Consider the following 14,597-nt stretch of genomic DNA (forward strand, 5'->3'; position numbering starts at 1 on the left):
ATAAGGCTTCACGTTGTGAGGTTATTTAGGAGGGGTATATCGTGCTTGATGTGAAAATATTGCGGAATGAGTATGCACGTGTAGAAGAAGCATTGACTAAACGTGGCAAATCGCTGGATCTTATCGCTGGATTTACCGAGATGGATGCCAAGCGTCGGGAATTGCTTCAAGAGAGTGAAACGCTGAAGAGCCGTCGGAATACAGTTTCCGCAGAAGTTGCTAGACTGAAGAAGAATCGTGAGAACGCTGATGATCTGATTGTGGAGATGCGTGAAGTCTCTGATCGAATCAAAGCCATGGACGAAGAAGTTCGGGAACTGGAAGTGAAGATCAATGATCTCACAATGGCGATTCCGAACATTCCTAACGAAAGTGTACCTATTGGAGCTTCTGAAGACGACAATGTTGAGATTCGTCGTTGGGAAGAGCCGAAGTCATTTACTTTTGCACCAAAAGCACACTGGGAAATTGCGCAGGATCTCGATATTCTTGATTTTGAAGCGGCTGCCAAAGTAACAGGTTCCCGTTTTACCTTTTATAAAGGTCTGGGCGCACGTCTGGAACGTGCATTGATTAACTTCATGATGGATCTGCACAGCGATCAACATGGATATGAAGAGATTCTGCCTCCATACATCGTTAATCGGGACAGCTTGTTTGGAACAGGTCAACTGCCTAAGTTCGAAGAAGACCTGTTCAAGTTGAAAGATACCGAATATTATCTAATCCCTACTGCTGAAGTTCCGGTAACGAACTATCATCGCGAAGAGATTCTGAATGTAGATCAATTGCCGAAGCATTTTGTGGCATACAGCTCTTGTTTCCGTTCTGAAGCCGGTTCGGCTGGACGGGATACACGCGGCTTGATTCGTCAGCATCAATTCAACAAAGTAGAGCTGCTCAAGCTCTCTACTCCGGAGACTTCGTATGAAGAGCTGGAGCAAATGACTCAAAATGCGGAGCGTGTTCTTCAATTGTTGGGCTTGCCGTATCGCGTCCTGACATTGTGCACGGCAGATATGGGCTTCACCTCAGCTAAAACGTATGATATTGAAGTATGGTTGCCTGAGAGCAATACCTATCGTGAGATTTCTTCGTGCTCCAACTGTGAGGACTTCCAGGCACGTCGTGCCAATATTCGTTTCCGCAGAGAACCAAAAGCGAAACCGGAATTTGTTCATACATTGAACGGGTCAGGATTGGCTGTTGGACGGACGGTAGCCGCTATCCTGGAGAACTATCAACAGGAAGATGGTACGGTTGTCATTCCTGAAGCATTGCGTCCTTATATGGGCGGTGCAAGTGTGATTGCACGTCGCTCTTAAGTAAGAGTTAGCTAACCATCCTCATCAAGGGGAATACAAATTCAATCCGTCATTTCGGAATGGCGGATTGGAGTGTTTTGTATAACTGAGGCAGTTGTCTGATAAGGGATCATAATTTTAATATAAAAAGGTTGCATTATAATGTCGAGATGTGGTATGATACTTTTTGTGGCAAGTTTATAAAAATTAATTTCCCTGGAGAGGTACCGAAGCGGTCATAACGGGGCGGTCTTGAAAACCGTTAGGGGGCAACTCCACGTGGGTTCGAATCCCACCCTCTCCGCCATACTACACTTATAACAAGGATTCGAGCGATCTCGCTCGGGTCCTTTTTTGCGTTGTGAGTTTGTCCAGCGTAGTGAGCATACAGGTTGGTGACCGATGTATACGTTGCTCAGTACAACGTTATATTTTGAATAAGGATAATATGTATAAAAACATCTTCATCGCCGCACTTTATAGGAGTGGAGGTGGTAAGATGAACCGCGAGTTAAACATCGATCAGACAGAGCTTGTAGGGGCTTGGCAAGAACGTTTGCCTCAAGTCCTGAATGTTGGAGACCAGGCTCAGGTAATGGCCGATGAAGCCGATCAGCAGGCGATTCGGATACACATTGCTACAGCAGGGCACGAGATGTACTCTTTTGATTTCAAATGTGCATATGTCGATTCCCGTGAAGTCAGCGTACAGCTGATTGATGTGGAACGGGATGGACGAACGACGGATGAGCGTACAGAACCGATTCAGGAACTGGCTCACGATTATACACGGCACATTCATGAATGCGCCCAGTCATTACAATCCCAGACGAGATAATAGCCTGAAATCTGAAGGAGTGAACTCAATTGACTAAAGCCAAAGCGGGAGTAGACAAAAACCTGCAAAATGTAGTCGATGATCTTGAGAAGCCTGCCGTAAACAGTCATCATGCCCAGCAAATTCAGCAAGATATTAATGATCGCCGTCATCAGGATGCACTGAATCATGACAAAACGGAAGATAGGGACCCATCCCATTCCTAACAATGATGAGGGGGCAATAATATGAGCAAACCAAAAACAATTCCCGTACCGGAAGCGCAAGCATCCGAACAGCATCGTCATTCATCCAAACGCTCTTCCATGCAGGAACCATTATCCGGTTCCAAAAAAGTAAAAAATCAAAATCATGTGGATCATTTGAACCCCCAAGGTTAATAGAAGAAACAGAATCACGCAAAAGTCCCTTGTTACCTAACAGGGGGCTTTTGCGTATTCATACATATATAAAGACAGGCACATGGTTATTCCCAAAGCTGACATAGGTCTTTGTAGCCATTTTAAAGAGGAAAGATCACATTTTTCCCAAATTAGGTTTCGGTATCTGGTGATATGGTATATCATTGATATTGAATTACTTTTTTTGGGGTTATCACGAGAGGAGAGAAACAAATGACTAAACGTATGGGGGCGCTTCTTCTCACGTTGCTGTTGACCGTATCTATGGCATTGACAGCATGTAGCAGCAAGCAGGAACCAAAAGAGGCATTGAAGACGGCTGCGGCCAATGCTTCCAAATTGACTTCGTATGAAATGAGTTCTAATTTCACCATTAATGAATTGAGCTATAAACCTGGGGATGCTTCACAAACTGATCCTACCATGACTCAGTTTATGAGCATGCTGAAGGATGCTCAGTTGAATGTAACAGGTGTATACCAAAGTGAGCCAATGCAGACAGAGATGACTCTTGGCATCGAGCTTAAAGGCGACATGGGTATGACCTTTAACATCCCAATGGTGATGACGGCAGAGAAACTCTATGTGAAAGTGCCGAATATTCCGTTCTTCCCGATTCCGGAGAATGTTGTTAACAAGTTCCTGGAACTTGACCTGAAAGAACTGGCTGAGCAAGAGGGTACAGAATGGAACCCTGATGCTATGGACGCAGCCAAAACGCAAAAGCTGAGCAACGAAGTCATGGACGCAGTGCTGAGCGAGTACGATCAAGCTAAATTCTTCAAAAATCTAGACACCAAAGATGCACAACTTCCTGAAGGTGTAGATGCGAAGCAAGTTGTACAATTCTCGGTGAATAATGACAATGTTAAAGAAGCAGTTACTGTACTGGTAACAAAAGCTATGCCTAAAGTATTGGATATTCTGTCCAAAGAGGAATATCGTGAAATGCTGCAAATGGATCAGGCTGATATCGACAAAGCTAAAGAAGATCTGAAGATCACTGAAGCAGATCAGGCTGAAATGGCTAAAGACTTGGATAAATTGAAAGATGTTCTGACAATCAACCAATTCAACATCGATTTCGCATTGGACAAAAACGACTTCCCTGTATATCAAAAGATGGTCGCTGATGTGCTGATCAAGCCAGAAGATACAAAAGACGAAGTGAAATTGGCATTTACCGGTTCCAATACGTACACCAAGATTAACGAAAAAGCAGCATTCAAAATCAACATTCCTACTGGCGATGACGTAATTACTATGCAAGAGTTCGAAGAACTGATGAACGCTTCATACGGATACTAATCTCGCTGAGTTCAAACCGTCTGTGATTCAAGTGAAGGATAATTTCCTTCCGCTTGGGTACAGGCGTTTTTTTTGTTAGACAGCGTAAGAGGGGATATACGCAAAATAATGATCTTTGATTTTGAATCGTGGCTGGTGATCTATATAAATAAAACCGCACTCTCTCCTACATAGCTAGGGTAGTGCGGTTTTGTACATTAAATTTGTATATTTTTGAATTGGAATGCAGACGGTTGAGAGGATACGTTTCTTCTTAATTAGTTTGCAAGTTCGTCCAAGTCTTCAGCAAGTACAGCATAGATCTGATGATCCTGATATTTGCCGTTGATCTTGAGGTATTTGCGAGCAGTACCTTCAAACTGGAATCCGTTCTTCTCCAGAACGCGCTGTGAACCTTTGTTGGAGGGCAATACTGCAGCCTGAATCCGATTTAACTTTAGCGCACGGAAGCCATAAGCTACGGCTAGTTTAACCGCTGCTGTCATTCGTCCGCCACCCTGATAATCTGGATGGATAAAGTAACCCATATCCGCATAATTGGCAACGCCGAATACGACATTGTTGATACTTACTTGTCCAATTAGCAGGCTGTCTTTAATAGTATAGATTCCAAATTGATATCCTGTACCATCTTCTGCTGCCTTGACCCGATCCTCAATCCGCCGAGTCTGAGCATCCAGTGTATAGAATTCATCGTCTCGCACGGGTTCTACAGACTGGTAGGGGACGCGTGTGACCTGAATCAGGTCCAAATAGGACTGTGTATCTTGGGGTGTGAGCAACCGAAGGCTTATGCCATTGGCTGTATCATAGAGTGTTAGTGCCATTACAGCACACTTCCTTTCTAATTGGGATGTTTGTAGTCGGTGACTACTTTAACTTTTGGCGCAGACTTCTGAAAAATTGAGTTAGCATCGTGGAGCATTCAGGTTGGAGAATATCCGCAATAACCTCGGTGCGATGGTTAAAACGCGGCTCCTGTAGCAGATTCATCAGTGTACCTGCACAGCCTGCCTTGGGATCAGCCGTACCGTAGATAACCCGGGGAACTCTGGATTGTACAATTGCACCTGCACACATTGGACAAGGTTCCAATGTGACATACAGAGAACAATCCAACAAACGCCAAGCTCCGATGGTCTCGCTGGCCTGACGAATAGCCACCATCTCTGCATGGGCGGTGGAATCCAGTGTAGTTTCACGCAGATTGTATCCCCGACCAATAATTTGGTTATTTTGTACGATTACAGCTCCAATCGGCACTTCCCCAAGAGCCTCAGCTTTGTAGGCCTCGGCAATGGCCTCTCGCATCCAGTGCTCATGCTGAGCTTCCTCAGATAAATGCGCAAGATCGGTCTGAAGAAAATGGTCAGTCATTACTATATAACTCCTTCCAAAATCGTTTATTCAGCGAACAAATATTCGGGTTGTTAACATGTTGTGTATAGAATTGTGGATAACCGTGTAGTTGCTCACATAGTTATAAACAAACTATCCACAAGCCTGTGGGTATGTGGATAAATATAGTGATTAATTTCATTGTAGAGTTCGAAAATGCAAAAAACAACGAATTTCGAGCTTTTCAGTCATTCGGTAACTTTTGGACACGGGTCAATTATCCTTTTCAAAAAGACATACAAGCGTTATGATGGAGATAGGTTTTGCCATATATCGCCAGAGGGTACAAGCCGAGAGGTGAACAAAAAAACTTGTCTATTAAAACGAAATTATCCATGATTATGTCGTGCTCAGTGCTCGTTATTTTAGTGTTGAATATCGCACTGAGTTATTATACTACAGAAGAGAATCTGAGGCAGGACAGTGAAACCAAGATGGTGCTCACTGCAAAGCAGATTGCAATTGCTGTCGAACAGAATCAATACAGTTCGGATTATGTAAAACGGCAGATTGGAAACAATCTGTGGCTTGCTGCTGTTATGGCAGCGGAAGAATTGGACCCGGATATTAATAATATCACAAATGAAGAACTTGTACGCTTGAGCCAAAAGGTCGGCGTCTCACATATTTCGTTAATGGAGCAGACGGATGATGACATCGTTGTTAGCCGCTCCTCAGATCCGAGAGAAATCGGGCTGTCCACCAAATCCATGACATATTGGTATCAGGCCTTTAAGCAATTGTTTGAAAAACAGCAGGTGACGATTCCCCAAGGGCAGAAGTTGGAGCATTTCTGGTCAGATGGATTCGAATACTCGACATCCAGTCCTTCGGATATTGATATCTGGGGTTACTACCATGATGGAAAGAGAAACTACATAATCAATCCCTTCTATAATAATACGGAAGTTGATGACTATGTGAAAATCTCTAGTCCGGATGAGATTTTAAATAAAATTCGTGAGGTCAATCCCTCCATTCTGGAGATTACAGGCATCAATCCGTTGACTTTTGGCAGCCCGAACATGGGTGATGACGGAAGAGATTCGAACTTTAGCAAGTTGAATAACAGACCGATTCGTTTTGGTACATACCAGTATGGTTCTACGGATGAGGATCATCGTGCTGTGGTGCGCGCCATTCGAACAGGGCAAAATGTATCTTTTGTCAGTGAAACGCACGAACAGAAGGTACTGAAGAGTTTTATTCCCATTTTCACACCCAATCAGTCTTCCTATGTGATCAGTATTGTCATGGACTATAAGCAAATATCCTCCATGGTATCTGAGCAGTTGGTGAGCCATGCCTCCATATCGTTGGTTTTGCTGGAGATTGTGATTTTTGGCAGCTATTTGCTCGCAGGGTATATTACACGTCCGATCCAATCCATACTGGGCAAAGTGAATGATGTAGCGGATGGGCACTTTGATTTCCGTCTGAAAGTAAAGAGGAAGGATGAACTTGGCCAGCTGGCCAATCGTATTAATGCCATGATTCGTAATCTGGGCCATTATACGAGCCGTCTGAAACAGATGTATGAAGAGAATCGGGCGGTGAAAGAACATCTGGAATCCATTATCAATCAGACAGCGGATGCCATTCACATTACGGATCTTGAAGGAAAAGTGCTTCGGGTTAACCGCGCATTTGAACAATTATATGGCTTTCGAAGTCGTGAGGTGGAAGGTCGTAATCTGAAGATCATCCCGCCAGAGGCAGAAGAAGAAATGAAACGTCAGCATGCCCAACTCGTTGAGGGGATGTCCATTACGTCCAACGAAACTACCTGGATGAAGAAAGACGGGACCCGAGTAGAGGTCAGTGTCAGTACGGCTCCGGTACGAGACGAGGCTGGAGAGATTACCGCGCTCATTAGTGTCTCCAGGGACATTACAAGCCGTAATCGGATGGAAGAGCTGCTGAGACGTTCTGAGAAGCTAACAACCGTGGGCCAGCTTGCAGCAGGTGTGGCACATGAGATTCGTAATCCACTGACCACGCTGCGCGGATTCCTGCAGTTACAGCAAGAGAGCAACAAGCTGAATCATCGTCATCTGGATCTGATGTTATCAGAGCTGGATCGAATCAACCTTATTGTTGGTGAATTTTTGATTCTGGCGAAACCGCAGGCGGTTCATTTTCAGAATCGGGACATTCGTTTTATTCTTGGCGATGTCATCTCGTTACTGGATAGTCAGGCGCATCTGCATGGTGTAGAATTTGTACTGCGTGCCTCATCCGATTCGGCTATGGTACACTGTGAAGAGAACCAGTTGAAGCAGGTATTCATCAATTTGCTGAAAAATGGTATGGAGGCCATGCCAAATGGAGGAAACATCCATATCAAGCTCAAGCATGACGAGCAATCGAAACGCGTCAGAATTGAGATCAGGGATGAAGGGATCGGTATCCCGGAAGAGATGATGCCCAAGCTTGGGGAGCCTTTCTTTACGAATAAAGAGTCTGGAACAGGGCTTGGCCTGATGGTCAGTCAGCGCATTATTCAATCACATAAGGGCATGATGGATATTAAAAGCGTCATGAACAAGGGAACAACGGTTATTATTGAACTGCCTGCATCCGAGCAACAACCGGAAGTTATTGAGGTAGATCAGGTAACAGATGACACACTTACAGATGAAGAGAAATAGATGAGGTGAGATTACCTTTTGCGTATTAATAAATTTATTAGTGAAACAGGTTATTGCTCCCGGCGTGAAGCCGACAAGTTGGTGGATAGTGGTCAGGTAACCATTAATGGAGTTAAGGCTGAACTGGGCAGTCAGGCAGAAGAAGGCGACGATGTACGAATCAATGGCAAGCCAATCAAGGAAAAGAGAAAACACGTATATATCGCGCTGAATAAACCGATCGGGATCACAAGTACAACCGAGCAGCATATTCAGGGCAATATCGTTGATTTTGTCGGGCACGATGAACGTATCTTTCCTATTGGACGTCTGGATAAGGACTCGGAAGGTTTGATCCTGATGACCAATGATGGTGATATCGTTAACCGGATTCTTAGATCAGAAGGGCGCCATGAGAAAGAGTATATCGTCACTGTTGATCGATCTGTAACCCCGAGTTTCCTTAGGGGTATGAGCACTGGGGTGAAGATCCTGGGTGAAATGACCCTGCCTTGTACAGTGACCCGGATGACGGATCGAGTATTCCGTATCATCCTGACTGAAGGAAAGAATCGTCAGATTCGGCGGATGTGTAGTGCCTTTGGTTACGAGGTTCGTAAGTTGAAACGTATTCGGATCATGAACATCCATCTTGGAGAAATGGCGACAGGTTCATGGAGAGAGCTTACCCCTGCTGAAAAAGCGGAGCTGGGCGGTCTGTTGGACTATTCACTGGAATAGTTGGTTCGAGTTCGACTAATTTAACCGATTAAAGCTCTGCTTTCCGAAAAGGAGCGCAGGGCTTTTTTTTGGAAAGCAGAGTTAATGAAGACTAGTCAATAATACCGAATAGTAAGGAAATATGTAGATGAACCAGGCATAAGCCTTATATAAACCCAAAAGACCGTTCTCCTTGTACCTGGAGAACGGTCTTTGGTTAATGAATCGCTGCAGGCCTCTAGTTTCCTCCGCCAACGGCTTTTACATTTGTATTGTTACTTTGATACTTCCGAATGATAGATACCTCTACACGGCGATTCTGTGCCCGTCCCGTATTGGTGTCATTGCTGGCAATTGGGTGATACTCTCCATAACCACTTGGTGTGAATTTGGAAGGGTCCAATTGCGAGTTCAGCAACAGGATTTTCAGGAAGTTGAGCGCACGATCTGCGCTTAGATCCCAGTTATCCTTATATTGGTTGTTCGAAATGGGAATATTATCGGTATGACCGGATACAACCACTTCATATTCAGGGAACTCCTGCAGCATGCTTGAGATTGCTTTCGCCAGGGATCGTGATTCAGGCTTCACATCTGCTCGGCCTGAGGAGAACAGGGCGTTATCACTGATGGTGATCTTCAATTCAGACTGATTCAGCTTGGTGTTCAGCTGGTCTGAAAGTCCGTTCTTCGAGATATATTTGTCGAGTCGCTCTTTGAGTTTCTCCAGGTCTTCTTGTTCTTTCTTAGCCATCTGTGCATCTGTAATCTGAGCTGGTGTTTTCTTGGTGATTTCTGTAGGTTCCTGTTTGTTCTTACCCAAATCAGCACCTGGCGTATCCGGATTCATGGACGAATGGTCCAGAATTCCGGAACCTCCATTTAATGCACTGTTTAGTGCGGAAGCCATCTGCTCAAACTTAGCTGCATCGATTGAACTCATACCGAACAATACAATAAACAGAGCGAGCAACAAGGTCATCAAGTCGGAATAGGGAAGCAACCAGCTCTCGTCTATATGCTCTTCATGTGGTTCGTGCTTCTTAGCCTTTTTCACCTGGTGATCCCTCCTTCTCTTCCAGTTGTTTACGTTCGGAAGGTGTCAGGAATACGGATAACTTTTGGTTGATGGCGATGGTGGAGACACCGGATTGTATGGATAACAGTCCTTCAACCATCATCAGCTTGATCTCCATTTCTTGCTTGGACATCCGTTTCAGCTTGTTAGACATCGGGTGCCATAACACGTAACCACTAAATATACCAAGGAGTGTTGCGATAAATGCTGCCGCAATCGCATGGGAGAGTTTCTCCATGTCACTGAGATCGGCAAGTGCTGCGATGAGACCTACAACGGCCCCGAGAACCCCGAGCGTTGGTGCGTACATCCCCGCCTGAGCGAAGATCAAGGCACTGCCACGGTGGCGCTCCTCTGTAGCATGAATATCTTCCATGAGCACATCACTTACAAATTCCTGATCGTTGCCGTCTATAATCATACGCATACCGCCACGAAGGAACTGATCGTCAATCTCTTCTACTTTTGATTCCAGTGCAAGCAAACCTTCACGACGGGTAGTGGAAGCCCAATCCATAAATGTGCCGATCAGGGATACGCGATCAATAAGTACTTGATTTTTGAAAACAATCCCGAAAAGCTTAGGGATTTTCTTAACTTCAGACATCGGAAATGCGATAAAGATGGTTCCTGCCGTACCAACAAAGATAATAATGTAGGCTGCGGGATTGTTAACCAGGTTGATTAAGGGCGCACCCTTCAAGAACATACCAAATACAAGGGAGACCAGCCCCAAAATTAGTCCAATAATCGTTGAAATGTTCATCATACACCTCATCCATGAGATAAAATTGAATCCTTTCAAGCGGCTGTGTTCGGGCTTCCGGACGAATTTTTGGCCGCAATCCGTTCAATGTTAGGCATTCCTTACGGTTGCGAAGACAGTTAAAACGGTCATATATGTATTTATCGACCAGAAGGCCTTTTTTTTTAAGGGCTATTTTCAGGTATAATAAGATCAAATCCGCTCCTTAGGGGCCGAATAGGAGTGAAAAGCCAATGGGCGTAAAGCATGGACGGGATTATGAAGGAATTTTGACAGATCTGACAACGGCAATCGGACGCATACCGGATCGGTATGTTTTCTTTGAAATGGACGCGGAAGAGTGGGAGAGACTGGCTGCATCTGACCAACTTGAAGTGGATGAGGCGTTGGCGGAGGATCTGTTCTATGCACTGGGCGAGGAGTCCGTTATTCCGGTTGGAAGTGGCGTGGTCATCCATGATAAGGAACAGCACCGCATTCATATTTTGATCGGGGAAGAAGAGTTGACATTTGTACCTTTAATTTAGTGTGTTTACTTGCATCTTTAGGGGTGTAAATGGAATTGGAATTCCCCTCAAAGCCTTATGGTTATTGGTTCTATGCCATGTAGTTGATTGGATTTTGAAGCTTGTCCGTGGTAAGATGTTAGTCGTGAAATGGGCCAACCGCATGGCGGTGAGCCTGGCCTTTGAGGTTGCTGTTGATTGCGCCGAAGGTGTCGGTGGTTATACGGACGCATGTCTGTAATGTACCATCCTATGGGGAGGAAGATAACGCATGGTTTTTTCGCAAGAGGAAGTCGAAGCTCATCTGGGAAGGCTGGAAGGCTGGGAACTGGAAGAGGGACGGTGGATTGTACGTAAATTCGTGTTCTCCAACTACATGAAAGGGATTGCATTTGTGGATGAGGTCGCTGCGATCTCGGAAGCATTCAATCATCATCCTTTTATTACAATTGATTATACAACGATTACACTGCGTCTCACATCATGGGATGCGGGTGGTATCACATCTGTAGATATCAAGGAAGCAGGGCAATATAACGAAGCATATGACAAAATGAGGTCGCAATAACGAGGTCGGTTATTATCGCGAGGCCAGAAGTGAGTGAACCATACATGTCAGACTATAATCAGAAACAACCTCTTATTGCTGTCGTAGGCAGTCTCAATATGGATCTTGTGGTGAAGACAGACACGATTCCGGAAGAGGGAGAGACGGTGAGCGGTGAGGAGCTGCATTATCTCGCTGGTGGCAAAGGGGCCAACCAGGCTGTTGCCGCTGCGCGTCTGGGTGGACAGACTACGATGATTGGTGCGGTGGGATCGGACGGTTTTGGCGAACGTCTGCTGCACAGTCTGACGGAAAGTGGTGCAGATGCCTCGCAGGTTCGCATATTGGAAGACACGGTTACAGGGACGGCTTCCATCTGGCTTTCTCGGGGAGACAACCGGATTATCGTTATTCCTGGTGCGAATGGGCAAGTGGCGCCTGAAATGCTGGAAGAGGCGGATACGGTAAAAAGCCTGACTGCAGCCGCAGCGGTGCTGCTACAGCTGGAGATCCCGCTGCCAGCGGTTACCCGCGCCGCCCAACTGGCGGCTGAAGGCAGCGCACTGGTGGTGCTCAACCCGGCTCCCGCGGTGCCGGGTCTGCCCCAGGAGCTCCTGCGGTGCGTCGACGTTGTCACGCCAAACCGCAGTGAGCTTGCCGTGCTTACCGGCCGGGATCATCTCCGGCCGGAAGACCTGGATGCGGCGGTCGCAGAGCTCGCCGCATCCCTCGGGGCCGCTGTCGTCACGACGCTCGGCCCCGAGGGGGCTGTGTACGCGGCGGCGCCTGGTGGACGCGTACAAGCAGGGCGTGCCGGCGCGTGCCGTGCGCCCGGCTACGCCGTAAGCGCCGTGGATACGACCGGCGCTGGCGATTGCTTCAACGGCGCGCTGGCGGTAGCCCTCGCGCGCGGTGAGACTTTGGACGCGGCCGTAGGCTTCGCCATGGGTGCGGCCGCGTTATCCGTGACAAAGCTCGGCGCCCAGTCCGGGATGCCGTCCGCACGTGAAGTTGAGGCCTTTCTGGCTGAGCATGACGCAGAGGCTTAATAATTGATATAACAAAGAGGCTCTTATTCTCCGAAAAGGGGATTAAGGGCCTCTTTGTTATGCGTGTGCAGAGATTATTTCTTCTCTGACAGCCACATGGCGATATTTGCAATCTCTTCGTCCTGCAGTTTGCCCTTGAAGGAAGGCATACCACCTTTACCTTTGACAATCGTAGAATAGATCTTCTCCAGATCATCCTGGCTGCCGATGTTGGCCAGAGCAGGTCCTACGCCACCTTGAAGCTGATCCCCGTGACAGGAGATACAATTGGCTTTGACCAGTGCTTCAGCTTGTCCGGCATCCAATGTTACTTCCGGCATGGTTGGCTTGGCTTCTTCAGCCACTTCTTCTTTCCCTGGAAGCGTAAACATTAAAACAATAGCTAAAGCGCATGCTGCAAAAAATACTCCGCTCATGATCCATTTGTGCATCCCTTATGTCCCCTCCAGAATGAAAGATCATCTAACCTGAAACTATCCATATCATTATAACGGAACCTGTACTGACATCATAGCATTTTGTGGGAATTTTTTGAACTAATCACATAACAAGGGGCAAATTTGGTTGTTTTGCAATGGATTCTAACCGCGAGGCCCTTCATAAACCATACAGTGAAAGGGCTTCAAGCCGCTTGGGGTCTGTCGTTCGTATGTATCCTGGGTGACAAATCCACTCTTCAGATAGACTTGAATGGCACGAGCATTCCAAGTGAGTACTTCCAGATCAATCTCATTCGTGGGATTTCGGCGAATAGCTTCCTGTACAATGGCAGTGACAAAAGCTGTCCCTTGACCCTGACCACAAAGCTCTGGATGCATGCCAAGGCCAATCCGGGTTACCCCTTGAAGTGGGAAGTATTGAGCAAACCCACATATACGATCGTTCTGATCCAGGACGATTGCATATTGCTCCTGCCGCAGCTGTGCATCTCCGAATTCCACTTCCAGAGCCTTCATCTGCTCCCAGGGGAGCCAGCTGTAGATATTGTAAGGCGGATCATACTGCCAACTGCAGATAAGCTCCGCATGTTCTTCTCGCATGGGTACAACGTGAAACGTCACAGGGGTTTCCTTCATACACCTGCATGCTCCTTTCCTTGAAACAGAACTCTTTGTCCACTCTACAAAAGTGATGTTCATTTAGCAAGTCTTCCTTCCCAAGAAAAAAAATGAAACAAAAGTTCCGGTAATTTCGTTTATATTATAACGGGATGGGTAAAAACATCATAAGGGCACGGACGAACGAACGCAAAATGAACCTGTTGATGTCGCAGGATATGCCCCGAGTATAACTTGCAACATGAATAAGGATTGAAGCACAAAAAAACCGCCGGATACATTCCTGCGGAGAATGTACCGGGCGGTTCTGTTATGCTTCTTGCTTCGTTCCAGTATGTTTAATGGTTACAGCATCATGTTGCTCAGCTTGTCCCTAGTCAAGGGCCAGTGATTCATATGCGTCCGTGCTCATAATCCGTTTTGCGCCAACATAACGATTGGCCCAATAGTTTTCACTCAATGCACTGATCGTAACGCCTTTGGAAGAAGAGGAGTGTGCGAACTTTCCATCCCCTACAAAGATTCCTACATGGGATACGCCTTTACCTGTTGTATTAAAGAACACCAGATCGCCAGCTCTCATCTCCATGCGGGATACGGAATCGCCCATGTCGAATTGGGAACTGGATTGGCGTGCCAAATCAATACCCAACTTGTCGAATACATACCGTGTAAATCCGGAGCAGTCAAAGCCGTTAAGCGTTGTTCCCCCACTTTTGTATGTAGTTCCCATTGCTGAATCAATTACTGTGTCCATCTTTGAATCTGCGAATGCGCTACCTGCACCAAGCGATAAAGCGAATGTGATGCTAAGTACAGCTGCGGTTAATTTCTTCTTGAACAAGAGATATTCCCCTTCCAATGCCTGCGAGGTTAGCTTAAGGATTCGGTTGAAGGTCCCCTATGATCCCTCTGTAGCAAGATCAATTCACCCATAACTGGTTCCCCCGCTTCCCAGGTGCCAGGAATTTGGCTATGCTAGTTATGCACCTGC

General features: G+C 46.2%; 18 protein-coding genes, 1 tRNA gene and 1 riboswitch. Of the genes, 12 read left to right on the top strand and 7 right to left on the bottom strand.

The window, feature by feature from the left end; all coding sequences use genetic code 11:
- The first annotated feature begins 41 nt into the window (after positions 1 to 41).
- The 6 genes from serS (at position 42) to MHI48_RS00465 (ending at position 3,851) form a co-directional block, all read left to right on the top strand.
- A complete protein-coding gene (serS, locus tag MHI48_RS00440; protein ID WP_017691327.1) occupies positions 42 to 1,325 on the top strand; it encodes a serine--tRNA ligase in 1,284 nt (427 codons plus the stop codon).
- A gap of 197 nt (positions 1,326 to 1,522) precedes the next feature.
- Positions 1,523 to 1,611: transfer RNA gene (locus tag MHI48_RS00445), tRNA-Ser, on the top strand.
- A gap of 192 nt (positions 1,612 to 1,803) precedes the next feature.
- Entirely contained in the window at positions 1,804 to 2,142 is a 339-nt protein-coding gene (locus MHI48_RS00450; RefSeq protein WP_036607297.1) for a hypothetical protein, read from the top strand.
- Positions 2,143 to 2,171: 29 nt separating this feature from the next.
- On the top strand, positions 2,172 to 2,348 hold the full coding sequence (locus MHI48_RS00455; RefSeq protein WP_179086615.1) for a hypothetical protein: 177 nt from the start codon (positions 2,172 to 2,174) through the stop codon (positions 2,346 to 2,348).
- A gap of 21 nt (positions 2,349 to 2,369) precedes the next feature.
- Complete coding sequence (locus MHI48_RS00460) at positions 2,370 to 2,522, top strand: small acid-soluble spore protein P (RefSeq protein ID WP_036607296.1); 153 nt, start codon at positions 2,370 to 2,372, stop codon at positions 2,520 to 2,522.
- A 234-nt stretch (positions 2,523 to 2,756) separates the two neighbouring features.
- Positions 2,757 to 3,851, top strand: coding sequence for a hypothetical protein (locus MHI48_RS00465; protein WP_076329956.1), 1,095 nt, complete (start codon positions 2,757 to 2,759; stop codon positions 3,849 to 3,851).
- 257 nt (positions 3,852 to 4,108) lie between these two features.
- Here MHI48_RS00465 and MHI48_RS00470 read toward each other — a convergent pair whose 3' ends face one another.
- Complete coding sequence (locus MHI48_RS00470; RefSeq protein ID WP_076329955.1) at positions 4,109 to 4,678, bottom strand: GNAT family N-acetyltransferase; 570 nt, start codon at positions 4,676 to 4,678, stop codon at positions 4,109 to 4,111.
- A gap of 43 nt (positions 4,679 to 4,721) precedes the next feature.
- Entirely contained in the window at positions 4,722 to 5,228 is a 507-nt protein-coding gene (gene tadA / locus MHI48_RS00475) for a tRNA adenosine(34) deaminase TadA (protein WP_076329954.1), read from the bottom strand.
- A gap of 332 nt (positions 5,229 to 5,560) precedes the next feature.
- Here tadA and MHI48_RS00480 point away from each other — a divergent pair, with 332 nt between their 5' ends.
- Together MHI48_RS00480 and rluF are read left to right on the top strand one after the other, a co-directional pair.
- The gene (locus MHI48_RS00480) at positions 5,561 to 7,900 is read left to right on the top strand and encodes an ATP-binding protein (protein WP_076329960.1); all 2,340 of its coding nucleotides are present in this window, start codon (positions 5,561 to 5,563) and stop codon (positions 7,898 to 7,900) included.
- 18 nt (positions 7,901 to 7,918) lie between these two features.
- Positions 7,919 to 8,620, top strand: coding sequence for a 23S rRNA pseudouridine(2604) synthase RluF (gene rluF / locus MHI48_RS00485; RefSeq protein WP_036607293.1), 702 nt, complete (start codon positions 7,919 to 7,921; stop codon positions 8,618 to 8,620).
- Positions 8,621 to 8,837: 217 nt separating this feature from the next.
- On the opposite strand, the gene motB is transcribed toward rluF, so the two are convergent.
- Together motB and motA are read right to left on the bottom strand one after the other, a co-directional pair.
- On the bottom strand, positions 8,838 to 9,656 hold the full coding sequence (motB, locus tag MHI48_RS00490; protein ID WP_036607292.1) for a flagellar motor protein MotB: 819 nt from the start codon (positions 9,654 to 9,656) through the stop codon (positions 8,838 to 8,840).
- Entirely contained in the window at positions 9,643 to 10,443 is an 801-nt protein-coding gene (gene motA / locus MHI48_RS00495) for a flagellar motor stator protein MotA (RefSeq protein ID WP_036607291.1), read from the bottom strand. The genes motB and motA overlap by 14 nt, the downstream gene beginning before the upstream one ends.
- A gap of 233 nt (positions 10,444 to 10,676) precedes the next feature.
- Between motA and MHI48_RS00500 the strand changes: the two genes are divergently transcribed.
- The 4 genes from MHI48_RS00500 to rbsK all read left to right on the top strand — a co-directional run bounded on the left by MHI48_RS00500 (position 10,677) and on the right by rbsK (position 12,545).
- On the top strand, positions 10,677 to 10,970 hold the full coding sequence (locus MHI48_RS00500) for a hypothetical protein (protein WP_074092938.1): 294 nt from the start codon (positions 10,677 to 10,679) through the stop codon (positions 10,968 to 10,970).
- Positions 10,971 to 11,034: 64 nt separating this feature from the next.
- Positions 11,035 to 11,190 carry a hypothetical protein gene (locus MHI48_RS00505; RefSeq protein ID WP_179086614.1) on the top strand — a complete coding sequence of 52 codons (156 nt, stop codon included), beginning with the start codon at positions 11,035 to 11,037 and terminating at the stop codon, positions 11,188 to 11,190.
- Between the two features lie 30 nt (positions 11,191 to 11,220).
- Positions 11,221 to 11,517 (top strand): 4a-hydroxytetrahydrobiopterin dehydratase, encoded by a 297-nt coding sequence (locus MHI48_RS00510; RefSeq protein ID WP_076329952.1) that lies wholly within the window; start codon positions 11,221 to 11,223, stop codon positions 11,515 to 11,517.
- Positions 11,518 to 11,561: 44 nt separating this feature from the next.
- Positions 11,562 to 12,545, top strand: coding sequence for a ribokinase (gene rbsK, locus MHI48_RS00515; RefSeq protein WP_076329951.1), 984 nt, complete (start codon positions 11,562 to 11,564; stop codon positions 12,543 to 12,545).
- A 74-nt stretch (positions 12,546 to 12,619) separates the two neighbouring features.
- Here the strand turns inward: rbsK and MHI48_RS00520 are convergent, their stop codons facing one another.
- The 3 genes from MHI48_RS00520 to MHI48_RS00530 form a co-directional block, all read right to left on the bottom strand.
- Entirely contained in the window at positions 12,620 to 12,976 is a 357-nt protein-coding gene (locus tag MHI48_RS00520; RefSeq protein WP_036607288.1) for a cytochrome c, read from the bottom strand.
- A gap of 150 nt (positions 12,977 to 13,126) precedes the next feature.
- A complete protein-coding gene (locus MHI48_RS00525; RefSeq protein WP_036607287.1) occupies positions 13,127 to 13,621 on the bottom strand; it encodes a GNAT family N-acetyltransferase in 495 nt (164 codons plus the stop codon).
- A 355-nt stretch (positions 13,622 to 13,976) separates the two neighbouring features.
- Positions 13,977 to 14,447 carry a C40 family peptidase gene (locus tag MHI48_RS00530; RefSeq protein WP_036607285.1) on the bottom strand — a complete coding sequence of 157 codons (471 nt, stop codon included), beginning with the start codon at positions 14,445 to 14,447 and terminating at the stop codon, positions 13,977 to 13,979.
- 3 nt (positions 14,448 to 14,450) lie between these two features.
- Positions 14,451 to 14,588: riboswitch (cyclic di-AMP (ydaO/yuaA leader) on the bottom strand.
- Positions 14,589 to 14,597: the final 9 nt, after the last annotated feature.

This window comes from Paenibacillus sp. FSL H7-0942, from assembly GCF_045040715.1.
Classification (GTDB): domain Bacteria; phylum Bacillota; class Bacilli; order Paenibacillales; family Paenibacillaceae; genus Paenibacillus; species Paenibacillus amylolyticus.